The following is an 18145-nucleotide window of genomic DNA, read 5'->3' as shown; positions in this document are numbered from 1 at the left end:
ATGAAAGAACTCGAGCCGCTCGCGCAGTTCCTCCTTGATCGTCTCGACGGCACGCATCACGGTGTCCCGCGGCGTCACGTAATGCGACGACGGATACACGGTGAAGCGCGGAATCTTCTGCCGCACGCGGCCTGTCAGCGGATCGAACAGCTGCAGCGACTCGATCTCGTCGTCGAACAGCTCGACGCGCACCGCCATCTCCGCATGTTCGGCCGGGAAGATATCGATCGTGTCGCCGCGCACCCGGAACGTGCCGCGCTGGAAGGACTGCTCGTTGCGCGTGTACTGCATCGCGATCAGCCGGGCGATCATTTCGCGCTGTCCGAGCTTGTCGCCGGCGCGCAGCGTCATGATCATCTTGTGATACTCGGACGGATTGCCGATACCGTAGATCGCCGACACCGTCGCGACGATCACCACGTCCCGACGCTCCATCAGGCTCTTGGTCGCCGACAACCGCATCTGCTCGATGTGCTCGTTGATCGACGAGTCCTTTTCGATGAACAGGTCGCGCTGCGGTACGTACGCTTCCGGCTGATAGTAGTCGTAGTACGAGACAAAGTACTCGACCGCGTTGCGCGGGAAGAACTCGCGGAATTCGGCGTAGAGCTGGGCGGCGAGCGTCTTGTTCGGCGCGAATACGATCGCCGGGCGGCCGAGCCGCGCGATCGTGTTCGCCATCGTGTAAGTCTTGCCGGAACCGGTCACGCCCAGCAGCGTCTGGAACGAGAGGCCGTCCTCGACGCCCTCGACCAGCGTCTCGATCGCGGTCGGCTGATCGCCGGCGGGTGGATAGGGTTGATACAGCTGAAAAGGAGACCCTTCGAAGGTCACGAATTTCGATTCATCGAGCGCGTCGCCGACTGCGGCATGATGTTCGGACATGGATGGCGGCCGGAGCGAAAACAAAAAAGCCATTCTAGCGCTTCGCGGGCAAGCGTATCGTGCCGGAGCCCGACGCGCGTCGGCACACGGCGGAAAATCGTGGTGCGGCGCATCGTCGTGCGAAAAACCCCGGCGAATTCGCTACAATGGCAAGCTGCTGTGCTTTCCTGCGTCGTGCTCCGGCCCGCCGCGCACAGCCCCGCCCGATAAAGCCTGACCCTCTTTTCACTACTGCCGAACCATCATGTCGCTCTTCTCCGCCGTCCAGCTTGCTCCCCGCGACCCGATCCTGGGCCTGAACGAAGCCTTCAACGCCGATGCGCGTCCCACCAAGGTCAATCTCGGCGTTGGCGTGTACACGAACGAGGAAGGCAAGATTCCGCTGCTGCGCGCAGTGCGCGAGGCGGAACTGGCGCGCGTCGAAGCGGGCCTGCCGCGCGGCTATCTGCCGATCGACGGTATCGCCGCCTATGATCTCGCCGTGCAGAAGCTGCTGCTCGGCAGCGATTCGCCGCTGATCGCCGCGGGCCGCGTTGTTACGGCGCAGGCGCTGGGCGGCACGGGCGCGCTGAAGATCGGCGCCGATTTCCTGAGCACGCTGAATCCGAAGGCGAAGGTCGCGATCAGCGACCCGAGCTGGGAAAACCACCGCGCGCTGTTCGAAGCAGCCGGCTTCGAGGTCGTCGCGTATCCGTACTACGAAGCGAAGACCAACGGCGTGAACTTCGAAGGCATGCTGTCGGCGCTGAACGGCTATGAGCCGGGCACGATCGTCGTGCTCCACGCCTGCTGCCACAACCCGACGGGCGTCGACCTGACGGAAGCGCAGTGGAAGCAGATCGTCGACGTGGTCAAGGCGCGCAACCTCGTGCCGTTCCTCGACATCGCGTATCAGGGCTTCGGCGAGAACATCGAGGCTGACGCCGCAGCCGTGCGTCTGTTCGCCGCGGCCGAGCTGAACGCCTTCGTGTCGTCGTCGTTCTCGAAGTCGTTCTCGCTGTACGGCGAGCGCGTCGGCGCGCTGACGATCCTCACGTCGAGCAAAGACGAAGCGGCCCGCGTGCTGTCGCAGCTCAAGCGCGTGATCCGTACGAACTACTCGAACCCGTCGACGCACGGCGCCGCAGTGGTGTCGGCAGTGCTCGCGTCGCCGGAACTGAACGCATCGTGGGTGCAGGAACTCGGCGAGATGCGCGACCGCATCCGCGCAATGCGCAACGGCCTCGTCGAACGCCTGAAGGCAAGCGGCGTCGATCGCGACTTCAGCTTCATCAACGCGCAGCGCGGGATGTTCTCGTACTCGGGCCTGACGTCGGCGCAGGTCGATCGTCTGCGCGAGGAGTTCGGCATCTATGCGGTCAGCACGGGCCGGATCTGCGTCGCCGCGCTGAACACGCGCAACCTCGACGTGGTCGCCAACGCGATCGCCGCCGTCCTGAAGTAAATCGGCAATCAGGGCGCAGCCGCCTCCGGCGTCGCCCTGCCTGCATGCATAAAACGCGCTCGTCGGAGCGCGTTTTTTTCTGTGCAGGTCGCCAGACGCGAACGCCGATGCAATCGGCGGCCCGCCGACTTACTGCATGTACCAGCCGTGGCTGACGACGACGGACTGGCCGGTCAGCGCGGCGCTCGGGAAGGCCGACAGGAACAGCACCGTCTGCGCGACGTCCTGCACCGTCGTGAACACGCCGTCGACGGTATTGCCGAGCATCACCTTCTTGATCACGTCCTCTTCGCTGATCCCCAGCTCCTTGGCCTGTTCCGGAATCTGCTTGTCGACGAGCGGCGTGCGCACGAAGCCCGGACACACGACATGCGAGCGCACGTTGTGCTTCGCGCCTTCCTTCGCGAGCACGCGCGCGAGGCCGAGCAGGCCGTGCTTGGCCGTCACGTACGCCGACTTCAGCGGCGACGCCTCGTGCGAGTGCACCGACCCCATGTAGATCACGACGCCGCCGCGATCGTCCTTGTACATGTGCTTGAGCGCCGCCTTGGTCGTCAGGAACGCGCCGTCGACGTGGATCGCCTGCATCTTCTTCCAGTCGGAGAACGCGTAGTTCTCGATCGGATTGACGATCTGGATGCCCGCATTCGACACGAGGATGTCGACCGATCCGAATGTCTCGGCGACCTTGTCGATGCCGCTGTTGACGGCTTCTTCGTTCGTCACGTCCATCGCGATGCCGATCGCCCGGCCGCCCGCTTTCGTGATTTCCTCCGCGACGGCATTCGCGCCGTCCTGGTTCAGGTCGGCGATCGCGACCGCGGCGCCCGCCCTTGCCAGTTCCAGCGCAATTTCCTTGCCAATGCCGCTCGCCGCGCCGGTGACGACCGCGGTCTTGCCGTTCAGATTGCTCATGTTCGAATTCCCGTAGTGAAGGGTGGGGACAGATGCAATGGGACTGCTGACGTTACTGAGCCAGGTAATCGTAGACGACTTCGCCGAGGCCGAGTGTCAAATCGGCGACCAGATGGCGCGCCTCGACGATTTCGAGCACCGGCAGGTCGGCGACCGGCGCGAGCGCATGCGGAGACAGTGCGAGCGACGCGGGGCCGGTCCATGCGCCTTTCATCACGATGTCCTGCATGTAGTAGCGCACCAGTTCGCATACGCGCGCGGTGCCGTCCACGTGCGGAATGATCTTCAGCAGGAAATTGGGCGCGGCGAGACGGCGGCCCTGTTCGGTCACGTCGAGTTCGCGGTGCTTGTAACCCATCGTGCCGGTTGCAACGCGCACCTTGCCGTAATCGAGCGTGCCGAGCAGATGATCGGTGTTCACCTCCAGCGTCGGCGAGGCGAGCTTCTTCGGAAAGCCCCACAGTTCGCGGCCGCCCGCAATCGGCGGATGGTCGTCGAGATACATCGCAAGCGTATAGCCGCCGGCCTGCCCTTCATATTCCACGGGAATCACCTGGCCGCTTTCCGTGTAGTCGCCGAAGCCGGTCGAATCGCGCATCCGGATGAATTCGTAATGCACGAGCGGTTCGGTGATCGTCAGCGGCTCGGGCACGATTGCGCGCAGACGATCCGGGTCGGTGCGGTACGTGATGATCAGGAATTCCCGGTCGACGAACCGGTAAGGGCCGATGGGGAACGCGGGGCTGGTCAACGGCATGGCAAACGCTTTCGATCGAACATCGCTCGGTTTCATGCGGACTCCTGGTGTGAACCGTCTCGTTGACGGGTGCCGATATCGTATGCCCACGCCTCGTCATTGTGCGATGCCGCAGCTGGAATGGATTGTTGTGAAAAACGCGACATTGCCCCGGCTAATGTTGACGCAACTGGTGAGTGCGGCCAGAACCTGCGTCACACGCCCGATGCGCGTGAGGCCCGATCAGATCGCCATGCGGCTCGAGGTGAGTGTTTACAGGATGTCTGGTGAGGCTTTTCGGGAAATGATTTCGAGAAATATTGCAATTTTATGAACTTGTGTTGCAATGCACGCTTCCAGCGCGCTGGAATGTCCGATCCGGATGTCATCCGCCGCCGTCCCGAGGCCGTTAAGCATCGCTTAAGCGTCGCCACCCTAGCATCGTCTGCGATCGGAAAGCCGGCCGCACACTTTCTTCCCACGTCATCGGATTCATGCAGAACCTCAATCTAGCCCTTTTTTCCGCCATCAATGCCGGTTCGGCGCCTCAGCCCGGCGTCGCCAGGATGGCGATTTTCGCAGCCGATTGGCTCGTCTATGCGATTCCGGCCCTGTTGTTCGTGTCTTGGCTGTTCGGCATCCGGTCGACGCGGCGTCAGGCGATCGATGCCGGTCTCGGCGCCTGTGCGGCGCTCGCACTCGCGCAGATCGTGTCGCATTTCTGGTTTTCGCCGCGGCCGTTCATGGCCGGCGTCGGCGCACAGCTGATTCCGCACGCGCCGAACAGCTCCTTTCCGAGCGATCACATGACGTTTGCGTGGAGCATGGCGGTCGGCATGATGCTGGGCGCGTCGACGCGCATGACCGGCCTGGTGATGGCCGTGGTGGCTGCGGCGGTTGCATGGGGGCGGATCTATGTCGGCGTGCACTGGCCGTTCGACATGGCGGGTGGGGTGCTGGTCGGCACGGCAGGCGCGCTTGCCGTGCATCTGTACGCACGTCCTGTCACGGCGATGCTCGACCGCGTGGGCGAGGCGGTGCATACGGTCGTCATGGGGCGCCTGCACGCGCCGTGACGTGAAGATGGTGCGCCGGGCGCGTCCAGCCCGGCGCGATGGACGTATCCGGCCGGGTTGCCCGATCAGTCTTCGAGCGATTCGTGCACGGCGCTCGCGCCGCGCTTCCAGTATGCCGAGGCGCGGATACGCGATTTGTCGACACCGCGTTCCTCGGTCAGATGCCGCCGCACCGCGCGCATCGACAACGCCTCGCCGGCCGCCCAGATGTAACCGTCGCCGGCCGGCAGCGGCAGGGCCGCGACCGCTTCCAGCAATGTCTCGCCGTCCGCGTCGTCGCGGAAACACCAGACGGCATGCATCTCCGCACGCGTATCGAACGCGATCTGCGCGGAGGCATCCGCTACTTCCAGCACGACCGCCACGCGCGCGCCGGCGGGCAATTCCGCAAGGCGCCGTGCGACGGCGGGCAGTGCGGTATCGTCGCCGATCAGCAGATGCCAGTCGAAATCCGTCGGCACGACGAACGAGCCGCGCGGACCGCCAATGCCGAGCCATTGACCCACACGCGCCTGCGCGGCCCATTGCGATGCCGGGCCCGGGTGGTGCAGCACGAATTCCAGATCCAGCTCGCCTGCGTCGCGATCGAAGCGGCGTGGCGTGAAATCGCGGGCGACCGGCTGGGCGACCGGCTGGGCGACCGGCGTTTGCCCGCTGTCCGGAAAGACCGGCCCGTTCGGGCCCATTTCCGGCAGCGTGGGCCGCTCGACGCCGGGCGGCGGAAAGAAGACTTTCACGTGATCGTCGAACGAGGCCGATTCGAAATCGGCGAGATCGTGGCCGCCGAGCGTGATGCGCAACAGATGCGGCGTCACCGCGTGCACGCGTACGACTTGCAGCAGACGGAATTTGAGGGCGTGGCGCACGCGGGTCACGGTGCGTTCGGAGGGGTTTTGCATCGGTCGGAACTCCGGGTTGGGGCGGCGCGGATCACGCATCGGTGCGACCTTCGATCTCGGCCGTGGCGTGGCGCAGGATCGCGGCGATGCGGCGCTGCTCGTCGGGATTCGCGCCGCTCTTGTGCAGCAGCGCGTGTTTGAGCGCGACGCGCGCCTCGACGAATTCCGGCAGCCAGCCGCCTGACGATTCGTCGCCTGCTTCGCCGGCAAACGCACGGCGCATGAAGTCCATTTTTCGCGCGAGATGCGTGAGGCGTGCCAATAGTGTGTCGACGCGCTCGCGTTGCGCGTCGAGATGCGCGCGGCCGACGTCGGTGAGCGCATAGCGCTTGCGATTGCCTTCCGCCTGCGATGCGACGAAGCCGACGTCGTCGAGATAGGTCAGCGCCGGGTAGATCATGCCCGGGCTCGGGCTGTAGAAGCCGTTCGAACGCGTGTCGATCGCCTTGATCAGTTCGTAGCCGTGGCTCGGCTGCTCGGCGATGAGCGCGAGCAACATCAACTGCAGATCGTCCGCGCTGAACTGTCGGCCGCGCGGCATCGCATCGTCGCCGCCGAATCCGCCAAAACCGCCGGCGCCGCCGCCGAACGGACTGCCGCCGATTGGCACGCCGCCGCCCCGGCGACGGCCGATCGCTGCCCGGCAATCCGAGAACCACGCCGGTGTGGGATGCTGATCTTGTCCGTCGCAACGGGCATGGCCGGAGAAATGAGCGTGTCGCATGATCGATTCCTGTGTATCGGAAAACATATCTAAAGATATATATCGAAAGATAGGAAGTCAACCGCGGCGGCTCGAGTCAGGTCGGAAACCGGCCTTGGCGCCGGAAAGGGTGGGTGCGGCGCTTCGAACAGGCCGGGCAAAACGGCGCCACACTGCGGAAGTTTTCTCGCATACAATGCGCCGCCGGAGATGGCATTCCTCCTCATAACCGCTGGCGAGCCAGCTGATGATGCCTACGCGTTCCTGGGTACAGGAGGTCGTAGGCCGTCCGTATAGCGACGTTCTGTCGCCCAGGTTTGATGTCCTGTCGAATCTGGTCAACATGAAACGAATCAAAACAATCGAGCAAGTGGCGATGGGGTTTTACCTGTGCCGATGGCTCGTCATTTCCTGCGGCATGGGTGCGCTTGCCGGTTCGGCGTCCGCGCTTTTTCTCGCCGCCCTCGACCGGGCAACGGAGACGCGCCTCGGTCATCCCTGGCTGCTGGCGCTGTTGCCCGTCGCCGGCTTTGTCACCGGCTGGGTGTATCACCGTGCCGGGAAGTCCGTCGAAGGCGGCAATAATCTGCTGATCGACGAGATTCACGATCCGCAGAAGCTCGTGCCGAAACGCATGGTGCCGCTCGTGATGATCGCGACGGTCGTCACGCATCTGTTCGGCGGGTCAGCTGGCCGCGAGGGAACCGCCGTGCAGATGGGCGGCGCCATTGCCGACCAGATCACGCGCGTACTGAAGCTGGATCGCGACGATCGGCGCATTCTGCTGATGGGCGGGATCGCAGCCGGCTTCTCGTCGGTATTCGGGACGCCGCTCGCAGGCTCCATTTTCGGCCTCGAGGTGCTGGCCATCGGCCGCATCCGATATGACGACCTGCTGGCCTGCGTGATCTCCAGTGTCGTCGCAGATGAAGTCTGTCGGATGTGGGGTATTCACCATACCGTCTATTCGATTCCGCTCGTTCCTCATTTGAGCGTGCTGGGGCTGGGATCGGTGCTGATCGCCGGCATGGCGTTCGGTGTCGTGGGCATGCTGTTCGCCGATTCGACGCACGCGCTGTCGGCATTCCTGAAGCGCAGGATCGCTCATGCGCCGATGCGTGCATTGACCGGCGGCGTGATCGTCGCCGTTGCGGCGACCGTGCTGAACGTGCCGCAGTGTCTGGGGCTGGGGATTCCGACGATCGAGGCGTCGTTTCATGGCCCGCTTCCGCTCTACGACTTCGCAGGCAAATTCGGTTTTACCGTCGTGACGCTCGCGTCGGGCTTCAAGGGCGGAGAAGTCACGCCGCTCTTCTATATCGGGGCGACGCTCGGGAACGCATTGGGCCACGTGCTGGCACTGCCCATTCCGGTGCTCGCCGGCCTGGGGTTTGTCGCGGTGTTCGCCGGCGCCGCGAATACGCCGATCGCCTCGACCGTCATGGCAATCGAACTGTTTGGCGCCGAGATCGGCGTTTATGCGGCCATTGCGTGTGTCGTCGCCTACCTGTTCTCGGGCCACACCGGCATCTATCGCGCGCAGCGAGTCGGCCATGCGAAGCATCCGCTGCTGCCGCACGGGATGCGTCTGGCCGATATCCCGGCATTGCGCCGGATTCGCCAAAGCGCGCCCGGTGCTTCCTCGCGAAGCGAGACCGATGCGTCGTTTTCCAGGGCTCGCGAATGATCTAATTCATGGCGCTTCGCCTGCCAGGATTTGCCAGCCCGGAGTATGGAGGCGAGAGGAAAAAGGTTTTGTGCGGATTCCGCGGAGCGTGGGGAAGATTGTCGAAGTTTGATTGCAGATTCAACCATTCGACACGTTGTCATGAATCGCTGACAATCAATCGGTCACCGATTAAGTGAGTCGTTCAGCCCTATGAAGATCGCGGCCCTCTCGGATATTCACGGCAACCTCGCGGCACTGGATGCTGTATTGAATGATGCACATCGGCACGGCGCGAATGTGACCGTCAACCTCGGCGACATTCTTTCCGGCGCCCTCTATCCATCTCAAACCGCCGACCGGCTGATGTCGCTCGGGCTACCCACGATCAAGGGCAACCATGAAAGACAACTCCTTTCCGGCGATCCATCCCGAATGGGACTGTCGGACCGCTTTGCCAACTTCTCTCTACGCGACGATCAACTCGCCTGGATACGCGATTTGCCGTCAACACTGAGACTTGCCGAAGATATCTTGCTCGTGCACGGCACGCCGGACAGCGATCTGAGTTACTTCCTCGAGACTGTGACAGAACACGGTTGCCGGGTGGCGACGCCCGATGAGGTCGAAAGCCGCGCCGGCGATGCCAACTCCGCATCATTGATCCTCTGTGGGCATACGCATCTGCAACGAGCGATGCGACTCGACGACGGGCGCTTGATCGTGAACCCCGGCAGTGTCGGACTACAAGCGTACGAGGACAATCTTCCGTTTCCACATCGCATGGAAATGGGATCACCTCACGCTCGTTATGCACTTGTCACGAGGAGCATGTCCGGGTGGGCCGTCGAATTTCGGGCCGTCGAATATGACTGGAACGAAGCAGCGAAGGTAGCCGCACTGAACGCTCGGCCTGATTGGGAGGTCGCCCTTCGAACGGGATACTGTTGACAGGGTCTCCACTGTATTCAGAAATGGACATCCGTTTTCAGAAAACGCCTTTCGCAAGCGGGTCGATTTTTGCCGAAGGCGTTGGGCCGCAGTCGGCCAGGAACGGGCAGTCGACGGGACTGTTGCTCAGACATTCCGGTGTCGGTTCAAGCCTGAAAGCCGCCGCCGGGATCAGGACGCAGTCCAGTGATACCGTGCTCTGCACTGCTGCTAACTGCTCGCTGCGACGTCAGTCGGCGCCGCATGCGCGCAAATGTATACCGCGCGCCTTTAAGGCCGGGTGTCTGCCGGATCAAAACCTGTCAACATCGATGACCGCTTGCGCAAACGCTCGCGGCGCCTCCTGCGGCAGATTGTGGCCGATGCCGCCGGTCAGCGTGCGATGTTCGTATTTGCCCGTGAACTTCGACGCGTAGACGCCCGGCGGCACATGAAAGGCGCCGTTGGCATCGCCTTCCATCGTGATGCTGGGAACGGTTACGGGCGGCGCCGGCACAAGCCGCTGCTCGTATTCGTCGTATTTCGCTTCGCCCGTGGCGAGACCTTGTCGCCAGCGATAGTTGTGAATCGTGATCGCGACGTGGTCAGGGTTCTTGAAAGCCGGTGCGCTTCGCTCGAAGGTGGCGTCGTCAAAGTTCCATTTCGGAGAGGCTTGCTTCCAGATGAGCTTGATGAAGTCGTGGGTGTATTTCTCGTAGCCCGCGCGCCCGCGGTCCGTTGCGAAATAGAACTGATACCACCACTGCAACTCGCTCTCCGGTGGCAGCGGTTTCTTTCCCGCCTCCTGATTGCCGATCAGGTAGCCGCTCACCGAGACCAGTGCCTTGCATCGCTCCGGCCACAGCACGGCGATGATGTCGGCGGTGCGCGCGCCCCAGTCGAACCCGCCAAAGACGGCCTGCCGGATGTTGAGTGCATCCATCAGCGCGATGATGTCGAGCGCGACGGCCGTGGGCTGACCGTTGCGCATGGTCTGGTCCGACAGGAAGGACGTCGTGCCGTAACCGCGCAGATAAGGGACGATCACCCGGTATCCCTTCGCGCTGAGCGCCGGTGCAACGTCGACGAAACTGTGTATGTCATACGGCCAGCCATGCAGCAGCATGACGGGTGGTCCGTCGGCCGGACCGACCTCGGCGTAGCCGATGTTTAGGAGCCCCGCATTCACCTGCTTGATCGACGTGAACGACGTGTGAGCGCCCGGCTTGATTCGCGGAATCGATGGGGTTGTCGACGATGGATTCTGGGCCTGGGCGGATCGCAGTACTTCGAATTGCGCCGCAACGAGCGCACCGGCAGCCATGCGCGCGAAGTCACGCCGACGTGAGTTGATCTCTTTTGGCATTTTCTTCTCCCTGGTCGATTCGGCTAACGGACGAACGGCTGGACGAGTGTGCCTTCGCCAAATGTTAGTCGATTGGAAAAAGGTTACAAGCTCAAGCGAAACGAACACCCACCCTTCAGGTCGGCAGAAGCGCGCGCATTGCGTTGCATCAGATATACGACGTATGGAATGACGGTAACGCGTCTGATACGCACCATTGGAAGTCCGAGCGGTCGACCGGCAGCAAGGGTCCGGCTACGAAATTTCGGAAGCTGAGTCGAGGCGATCGAGCGCAGGCCGACGACGAACCTCCGGATCCGGCCAGCAAGCGACACTTCGGAGCGGCGGGTTTGTGGTCCTTTTGCAGTCAATAAGCGTGAGCGGGTGGCTGCGATGACGGCCAAAATGAACGTCCATCTCTTCGATGCCGACGACCTGCCTGTGCCGTTATCACCATCGGCTGTACAGCTGATGGATGAGGGGCACGTGACGCTTTTCTGTCATTTCCGCCAAAATGACGCGATTCGAGGGATTTTCATAAAATACGACTTCCCTGGGTATTCTGCTAACGACTCCGCCATGCATCGAATCGGGTTCTTTGTTTGCAGTGGCCACGACGCTCTCGACCTTGGTGGGCCACTGTCGGCTTTTAATCAGGTGGCCGCGGCCGCTGGCCATACTCCGTACGATCTTCATGTCATCTCGCAGTCCGGAGGCCCGGTTCGTGGCAATACGGGCCTTTCGATCGAGACCAAGCCGGTCGGAAGGCGCATGTTTGACACCGTCGTTTTCGTGGGCGGGGATACCTCAGCGGCAATCGCCCGCATGTCCCCGATCGAACGGACATCGCCCTTGAGAACCAACGCATTCTCGCCAAGCTCGGCCTTCACGCGCTCGAACACTGCGTCGTCGCGACCGGTAACCGCAACTCGGGCGCCTTCTGCAATGAAAAGCCTGGCGGTCGCGAGACCGATGCCGCTAGTGCCGCCCGTAATCAAGGCTGACTTGTTCTTAAGCCTCATCTTCTATTCCTTTCTTTGCTCGAGATTGATCGAACCGGAAGCACAGGACGCAATCGCGTCTGTGCTTGTGTTCCGACTTGATTCCTGAGCAAATTATGGAATCTGAATTGAATGGCTCAAAGGTCGTATAACCCTCAAAATGCGCCATCCAATTTGGCCTGATGACGAACACATCCTGGGGTTCACTGGTGTCCGGGCGAGTGCAAGAGGATCTCCAAGGCACATCTGAAATTCAAATTCGTGTTCGCCAACTCCCCGAATAGAAAGCCCGATCCCAGCGATGGCGGCGGGCTCCCGTATTCGGTACTGACCACGCTCCATGACCTGGTGGGCGCGCAGATCGTCTGCGCGAAAAGCGTGATTACACGATGACGGAAGCACTCCACTGGATTCGGCCCCCGGATTTCCACGTCGCGACGGACATCAGCTGTCTGCTCATGCCCGCAACGTGCGGCCGGGCTGCAGCAGCATCATGCGAAAACGTTCGACAAGCGGTCTCAGGTTGACCCTGTGCCATGCGGCCCAGAGCGCCGTGCGATAGCTGAACCACGACAGTTCGCGCAGCACGACACCCGCAGGCGCCTGATGCCGAAGACTTTGCTGGATCATGGTGAGCCCGAGCCCGGCGGCGACGAGCCCGAGCGCGGCCAGCGGCTCGGTTGCTTCCATCGCGATCTCGGGCGTGAAGCCCGCCTTCGCGCAGGCGGCAATGAAGTTGTCGTGCCGCAGCGCGCCTTCCGTGTGCATCACGCCAATCCACTTCTGCGCGGCCAGGTCGTCGGGGGTGAAGCGTTTTGCGCGGGCGAGCGGATGGCCTTCCGGAATCGCGAGCAGCATGGGATCGTCGAGCACCTGTGCGGCTTCGAGATCCGGGTCGTCGGACGGCGGCGGATCGCAGACGAGCGCAATGTCGAGGCTGCGCTGACGCAGGCCCGTGAGCTGTTCGGCCGAATGGTAGTTGTAGAGTGCGATGTGCACGTCTGGCTTGTCCTCGCGGAGCTGTCGCAGTGCGTTGGGCAGGACGCCGGAGTGCATCGCGTTCTCCAGATAACCGATGCACAGGCCACCTTCGTCGCCGCGCCCCAGCCGCCGCGCGAGCGACTCAAGGCGCTTCGCGTGCGTGAGAAACGCCTGCGTTTCCGAGAGAAATGTCCGTCCGTCGGTCGTCAAACGGATGCGCTGCTGCGAGCGCTCGAACAGGGTCAGGCCCAGGTGTTCTTCGAGTTGGGCGATCTGGCGGCTGAGCGGCGACTGCGAAATATGCAGCCGTTCCGCAGCCCGGCCGACGTGCTCTTCTTCGGCGACGGCCACGAAATAATGCAACTGGCGGATGTCGAGCATATAAGACCTTAAAGGACTCAAGTCTGCCAAATTATGTCTTGGACAGACTTAATCCGGCAACCTAGACTTTTGCTACCGACTCAATACATGGAGCAAATCGATGAGTATCAAGGATAAGTTGCCGGCTGGCACGCAGCTCGGTTTTGGCACCGCACCGCTCGGCAACATGTTCCGGAACATTCCCGAGGACGAAGCGTTGGCGACCGTCAAGGCCGCCTGGGATCAGGGTGTTCGTTATTTCGACACGGCCCCGCTATACGGCGCGGGCCTGTCCGAAATCCGCCTCGGGAACGCGCTCGCCGGCTATCGGCGCGACGAATACGTGCTGAGCACGAAGGTCGGCCGGGTGATTCTCGACGAAATCGAGGATGCGGGCGCACGCGATCTGGGCGAGAAAGGCGGCGTGTTCGAATTTGGCCTTCCTAACAAGATCGTCAACGACTATTCGGCCGACGCGACGTTGCGCTCGGTCGAAGACAGCCTGAAGCGCCTGAAGACCGACCGCCTGGATATCGTCTGGGTGCATGACGTCGCGCAGGACTTCTACGGCGACGAATGGCTCGCAGTCTTCGAATCGGCGCGTACCGGCGCATTCCGTGCGCTGACGCGGCTGCGTGAAGAAGGCGTCATCAAGGCCTGGGGACTCGGCGTGAACCGCGTCGAGCCCTGCGAACTGTTGCTCGATCTCTCCGAGCCGAAGCCGGACGGCTTTCTGCTCGCTGGCCGTTACTCGCTGCTCGATCACGAGCGTGCGTTGCAGCGCCTGATGCCGGCCGCTGCCGCGCAGAACGTCGAGATCGTCGCCGGTGGCCCGTACAGTTCCGGCGTGCTGGCCGGCGGAGCGAACTTCGAATATCAGAAGGCGTCGCCGGAGATTCTCGCGAAGGTCGAACGCATCCGGGCCATCGCGGCGCGCCACAACGTGAGCGTCAAGGCCGCTGCGCTGCAATTCGTGCTGGCCAATCCGGTGGTCGCGGCGGTGATTCCCGGTGCGAGCAAGCCGGCGCGCATCGCGGAAGACCACGCGGCGGTCAAGGAAGTCATTCCCGCCGATTTCTGGCGCGAGTTGCGTGAGCAGGGTCTCGTGGCGGCGAACGCGCCGCTGCCGGCCGACGCGTAAGGGGAGAGAAATGGCCACGGCTCATGCATCCATCAGGATTCCCGTTTCGCCCGACATCGTGTGGCAACTGATCGGCGGCTTCAACTCGCTGCCGGACTGGCTTCCATACATCCCGTCTAGCGAATCGTGCGAAGGCGGCCGCGTGCGGCGTCTCTCGAACCCGCATGGCGAAACGATCGTCGAGCGCCTGGAAGCGTTCGACAACCGCGCGCGCAGCTATACCTATTCGATTCTCGAAGCGCCTTTTCCGGTGACGGGGTATCGCTCGACGTTGCACGTGAAGGCGGTCGAAGATGGCCGTGCATCAGAGGTCGACTGGTCGGGCGAGTTCACGTCTGACGGAGTCGGCGACGAAGAAGTGTCGCGTCTCTTTGAAGGGATCTATCGGGACGGTCTGCAGGCGCTGGCGGCCTCACTCGCCGGGAAGGGGCCGCCCTGAACGTGGACGTCCGGAACCGGCTGGCCCCCGGATCGGGGCCTGCCGGCGCGATCCGTGTGCCCGTTTCGCGAATGACCGAACAATGCGCGACCAGTCATTCTTGTGGCGTTGCCGTAAATGGCAGCAAGGGGGCGGTTACGGCCGGCCCCCACAGGGGGATTACCCGTGGCGCACGCGAAGGCGTGAACCTTCCATCATGGTGTTTTTGCTCGGGCCAAACGTCCGCGCCAGGCGGCGTGATGCGCCGTCCGGATTCGAGGCACCTCTCCAGATGCAGTCCGTGCGATGATGTGCCATGACCGAAATGAGAGATGGAATGACGACGACATTCGACGAGGCGACAACGGCGGCGATCGCCGCGTTTGCCCAATTGGATTTTTATACGGCTGTGCAAGCGATGCGCGCCGAGGCCGATTACGACCGCGAACTAGACCAGTGGGTCTCGCGCTATATCGACGAGCACGGCGGCGGCACGGACGATGCAGCATATGACGCCTTGCACGCGCAGGCCCAGGCAACCCCGGAATACGCGCAGTTTGTCGATGAGGTTCGCCGGGAAATCCGGGAATATTTCGGCGTGACCGACAATCAACTGGACTGGATGGTTGTGCTGCGCAATGACGACAGCGATGAGCTTTGGGCGGAAGTCAACCGGCAGCGGAGCGCGCTGGGAACCGGTGAAGTGCGCGGAGATCTCTGACCATTCTCCCAAGTCGTGCTGGGTACACGGCTAGAGTCAGATCAGTCACGTGGTGCGCCGGGCTCTCAGTCGCTGCAATCGATCCGTTGAGGGAGGACAAGCTTTCGGATCTTCGGAACGAGTGACCGTTGTGCTCCGACACTTGCCCTCGGAGGTGCCGCGGCTCGACCGGCAGCAATGGGTCGGCTACAGCCGACCGCGTCGGGCGATACCCAGCCGAAACCGCATTCACATGCGGTTTCGGCTGGGTATTTGTAAGTCTGTCTCACCATTACATCGGCACCGAACTCCAGCACGGGCGTCTTGGCGCACCCTGGCCGGATGGCAAGGCGATCGCAAAAACGTCTGCCTCGTCCTTCCTGAACCGCTCGAACTGGCGGGGGGCCAATACAGGCATTTGCGCAATGGATGCTGAGTGAAGCCCGAGGATTGGCGCCGCATGGTGGCACCTGATACTCAGCGCGAAACCGTCGTCCTCCTCATAAGCGACAGATGACCGTCTCGCCCTTCGCGATGTGGGTTCGCGGGGGGCGCATATGCGCGCCAGTCGCCACGCATTGCGTGTCGTCCGGCTAGGCATCGGTACTTGTTTGGTCAACGACAGCATGAGTTCCGAAAGACAAAGCTAGCCGAGCCTGCCCATGACTTCGCTCGCTATCTCGTCCGACTCGAATTCCGAGTATCCAGCGTCGAGCAGTATGGCCCGTACAGCGGCGAACATCAGAAGTTCCTGATGGCGAAGCCGCGGCGAGCCGGCGATACCCTTCGGCGGCATGATGTTTGTTTGCACAACTTCGTGCCGCCTGACCAAAGTGAGAAGCTCGTCGACGGTCATCCCGTGTCCCCCAAAATATTGGTGGCGCTTGCTTTCTAAGCAGATAACCGCATCAGATAGCTGCCGAGATCATCCACTGTTCGCCGCGCTTCTCGTCGATGATGACTTCCGCGTAACGTAGCGAAGCCCGACGCGCGTCGCCGGCATTGGCATACGGCGAGTCTTCGCGAAGGTGGAACGTCTGGCTTCGCGTCACCGTGGTGTCGGTGCCGCGCAGGCAAATCTTGACCGCCGCGTCGAAACCAGCCTCGTAATTGTGAGCACGACCAACTTCGACTTTGGTGTGAGGGTAAATCAGCGGAAATATCTCGAATCCGCGATACATATACATGCTCATGATGAACTCCTGTCGATTGACAGCAACCCGTCGCATGGACGAACGCATCCAAGCCTGTATCGGTGCTGCGCGACGCGACAGGTAAGGGCGAAGGGGGCAAACAAGGCGCGCGTGGGAAGGTAAGCGCGACGCAGCAATAAGGGGGAATGCAGCGAGCGGTCAGGAGGGATGGGTGAGTGGCGACTACGCTGGTGTCTTGATCATACGCGCGTCGCCGGACACGTGTCCAACGCTTATTTGGCTGGGCATTCCGACGAGCATCGCACCAGGTGTCGAGTGGACGCACGCCCTTCCATAAGGGCCGCAACGATAGTCGCTTAACCTGTGCAGGTATCGCCGGGTCATGACAGAGACTGCGCGCGGCCCGTGCAGTCAGATCGAGGCGAAACAGGAGGGATATGCGAAACGGCGTCGGGCGTTCGCTCGGCGAGATGGGCGGCCTGGAGATGCAAGGCATGCTCCAAGGCCCGACGGTGCGGCCCGAAGGCCGCTTCACTTCATCAACGCTTCACTTTTTCTCCGGCAGGAACCAGTTCATCACCAGCGCGCAGATGCCGCCTGTGGCGACGCCCGATTCCAGCACGTTCTTGAGCGCATGCGGCAGGCTCGTCAGGATTTCCGGCACCTGCGACACGCCCAGCCCCAGGGCCAGCGAGACGGCGATGATCAGCAGCGCGCGGCGGTCCAGCCTGATTCCGGCAAGGATATTGATGCCGGACGCGGCCACCGCGCCGAACATCACCATGGCCGCGCCGCCGAGCACCGGCTCGGGCACGGCTTGCAGGACACCGGCGACCGTGGGGAACAGGCCGAGCAGAACAAGCATGCCCGCGATCCAGATGCCGACATGGCGGCTGGCGATGCCGGTGAGCTGGATCACGCCGTTGTTCTGGGCGAAAACGGAACTGGGGAAGGTGTTGAAGACGCCGGCCAGCAGCGAGTTGGCGCCGTTGACCAGCACGCCGCCCTTGATGCGCCGCATCCACACCGGACCCTCGACGGGCTGCCGGGAGACCTTGCTGGTGGCGGTGACGTCGCCGATGGCTTCCAGCGAGGTAACCAGATAGATGATCAGCATCGGCACGAAGAGCGACCAGGAGAAACCGAGTCCGAAGTGCAGTGGGGTCGGAATCTGGAACAGTGCGGCTTCGCGCGCGCCCGTGAAGTCCAGGCGGCCCATGGCGGCGGCCGCCAGATAGCCGATCGCCAGCGCGATGACCAGCGCGGTGCTGCGTACCCAGACGATGGGTACCCGGTTGAGCAGGATGATCGTGCCGAGGACCAGCCCGGAAAGGGTCAGGTTTTGGGCGCTGGCGAAACTGCCTTTGGCCATCGCGCCATAGCCGCCGCCCATGCTGATGAGGCCGACCTTGATGAGCGTGAGGCCGATCAGCAGGACCACGATACCGGTGACGAGCGGCGTGATGAGACGCTTGATGAAGGGCAGGATGCGGGAGACGCCCATCTCGACGAAAGAGCCGGCGATGACGACGCCAAAGATGGCGGCCATCACGGTTTCGACCGGGGTGCCCTGTTTGACCATCAGGCTGCCGCCGGCGATCAGCGGGCCGACGAAGTTGAAGCTGGTGCCCTGGACGATCAGGAGGCCGGCGCCCAGCGGGCCGAAGCGCCTGCACTGGAGGAAAGTGGCGATGCCGGAGATCACCAGCGACATCGACACGATCATCGTGGTGTCGCGGCTGGAGACATTCAGGGCTTGGCAAATCAGCAGGCCTGGCGTGACGATAGGCA

The 18145-nt window shown here is 62.6% G+C and carries 17 protein-coding genes, 2 pseudogenes and 1 riboswitch; of the genes and pseudogenes, 8 read left to right on the top strand and 11 right to left on the bottom strand.

Annotated elements, in window-relative coordinates:
• The coding region (locus KH616_RS09855; RefSeq protein ID WP_292243682.1) for a DEAD/DEAH box helicase family protein at positions 1–885 on the bottom strand (885 nt) is incomplete at its 3' end.
• Between the two features lie 244 nt (positions 886–1129).
• On the opposite strand from KH616_RS09855, the gene KH616_RS09850 reads away from it, so the two are divergent.
• Positions 1130–2329, top strand: a complete 1200-nt coding sequence (locus KH616_RS09850; protein WP_292243681.1) for an amino acid aminotransferase — start codon at positions 1130–1132, stop codon at positions 2327–2329.
• 129 nt (positions 2330–2458) lie between these two features.
• Here KH616_RS09850 and KH616_RS09845 read toward each other — a convergent pair whose 3' ends face one another.
• Together KH616_RS09845 and KH616_RS09840 are read right to left on the bottom strand one after the other, a co-directional pair.
• Entirely contained in the window at positions 2459–3244 is a 786-nt protein-coding gene (locus tag KH616_RS09845; RefSeq protein ID WP_292243680.1) for a 3-hydroxybutyrate dehydrogenase, read from the bottom strand.
• 52 nt (positions 3245–3296) lie between these two features.
• Positions 3297–4037, bottom strand: coding sequence for an acetoacetate decarboxylase (locus KH616_RS09840; protein WP_292243679.1), 741 nt, complete (start codon positions 4035–4037; stop codon positions 3297–3299).
• 437 nt (positions 4038–4474) lie between these two features.
• Here KH616_RS09840 and KH616_RS09835 point away from each other — a divergent pair, with 437 nt between their 5' ends.
• On the top strand, positions 4475–5056 hold the full coding sequence (locus KH616_RS09835) for an undecaprenyl-diphosphatase (RefSeq protein WP_292243677.1): 582 nt from the start codon (positions 4475–4477) through the stop codon (positions 5054–5056).
• Between the two features lie 65 nt (positions 5057–5121).
• Here KH616_RS09835 and KH616_RS09830 read toward each other — a convergent pair whose 3' ends face one another.
• Positions 5122–5955, bottom strand: a complete 834-nt coding sequence (locus KH616_RS09830; RefSeq protein WP_292243675.1) for a siderophore-interacting protein — start codon at positions 5953–5955, stop codon at positions 5122–5124.
• Between the two features lie 31 nt (positions 5956–5986).
• A complete protein-coding gene (locus tag KH616_RS09825; protein ID WP_292243673.1) occupies positions 5987–6679 on the bottom strand; it encodes a PadR family transcriptional regulator in 693 nt (230 codons plus the stop codon).
• Positions 6680–6855: 176 nt separating this feature from the next.
• Positions 6856–6922, top strand: a riboswitch (Fluoride riboswitch).
• 79 nt (positions 6923–7001) lie between these two features.
• Between KH616_RS09825 and KH616_RS09820 the strand changes: the two genes are divergently transcribed.
• Positions 7002–8345, top strand: a complete 1344-nt coding sequence (locus tag KH616_RS09820) for a voltage-gated chloride channel family protein (RefSeq protein ID WP_292243672.1) — start codon at positions 7002–7004, stop codon at positions 8343–8345.
• 192 nt (positions 8346–8537) lie between these two features.
• Positions 8538–9275: a metallophosphoesterase family protein gene (locus KH616_RS09815; protein ID WP_292243670.1), complete on the top strand. Its 738-nt coding sequence runs from the start codon at positions 8538–8540 to the stop codon at positions 9273–9275.
• Between the two features lie 292 nt (positions 9276–9567).
• Here KH616_RS09815 and KH616_RS09810 read toward each other — a convergent pair whose 3' ends face one another.
• On the bottom strand, positions 9568–10620 hold the full coding sequence (locus KH616_RS09810) for an alpha/beta hydrolase (RefSeq protein ID WP_292243669.1): 1053 nt from the start codon (positions 10618–10620) through the stop codon (positions 9568–9570).
• A 558-nt stretch (positions 10621–11178) separates the two neighbouring features.
• Here KH616_RS09810 and KH616_RS09805 point away from each other — a divergent pair.
• Positions 11179–11403 (top strand): annotated as a pseudogene (locus tag KH616_RS09805) (GlxA family transcriptional regulator); the annotation flags it as partial.
• On the opposite strand, the pseudogene KH616_RS09800 reads toward KH616_RS09805, so the two are convergent.
• Together KH616_RS09800 and KH616_RS09795 are read right to left on the bottom strand one after the other, a co-directional pair.
• A pseudogene (locus KH616_RS09800) lies at positions 11403–11621 on the bottom strand (SDR family NAD(P)-dependent oxidoreductase); the annotation flags it as partial. The pseudogenes KH616_RS09805 and KH616_RS09800 overlap by 1 nt on opposite strands.
• Positions 11622–12056: 435 nt before the next feature.
• Positions 12057–12962 carry a LysR substrate-binding domain-containing protein gene (locus tag KH616_RS09795; RefSeq protein ID WP_292243668.1) on the bottom strand — a complete coding sequence of 302 codons (906 nt, stop codon included), beginning with the start codon at positions 12960–12962 and terminating at the stop codon, positions 12057–12059.
• 100 nt (positions 12963–13062) lie between these two features.
• Between KH616_RS09795 and KH616_RS09790 the strand changes: the two genes are divergently transcribed.
• The 3 genes from KH616_RS09790 (at position 13063) to KH616_RS09780 (ending at position 15221) form a co-directional block, all read left to right on the top strand.
• On the top strand, positions 13063–14082 hold the full coding sequence (locus tag KH616_RS09790; RefSeq protein ID WP_292243667.1) for an aldo/keto reductase: 1020 nt from the start codon (positions 13063–13065) through the stop codon (positions 14080–14082).
• Between the two features lie 10 nt (positions 14083–14092).
• Positions 14093–14521, top strand: coding sequence for an SRPBCC family protein (locus tag KH616_RS09785; protein WP_292243666.1), 429 nt, complete (start codon positions 14093–14095; stop codon positions 14519–14521).
• A 316-nt stretch (positions 14522–14837) separates the two neighbouring features.
• Entirely contained in the window at positions 14838–15221 is a 384-nt protein-coding gene (locus KH616_RS09780; protein WP_292243664.1) for an ATP-dependent protease, read from the top strand.
• Between the two features lie 625 nt (positions 15222–15846).
• Here the strand turns inward: KH616_RS09780 and KH616_RS09775 are convergent.
• The 3 genes from KH616_RS09775 to KH616_RS09765 all read right to left on the bottom strand — a co-directional run.
• Complete coding sequence (locus KH616_RS09775; RefSeq protein ID WP_292243663.1) at positions 15847–16056, bottom strand: hypothetical protein; 210 nt, start codon at positions 16054–16056, stop codon at positions 15847–15849.
• Positions 16057–16108: 52 nt separating this feature from the next.
• Positions 16109–16393 carry a hypothetical protein gene (locus KH616_RS09770; RefSeq protein ID WP_292243661.1) on the bottom strand — a complete coding sequence of 95 codons (285 nt, stop codon included), beginning with the start codon at positions 16391–16393 and terminating at the stop codon, positions 16109–16111.
• Between the two features lie 508 nt (positions 16394–16901).
• The coding region (locus KH616_RS09765) for a nucleobase:cation symporter-2 family protein (RefSeq protein WP_292243659.1) at positions 16902–18145 on the bottom strand (1244 nt) is incomplete at its 5' end.

The sequence above is a fragment of the Burkholderia sp. genome (assembly GCF_018375725.1).
Taxonomy (GTDB): domain Bacteria; phylum Pseudomonadota; class Gammaproteobacteria; order Burkholderiales; family Burkholderiaceae; genus Burkholderia.
The sequence above is the reverse complement of the archived record's forward strand: the minus strand, read 5'-3'. Positions and strand labels throughout refer to the sequence as shown.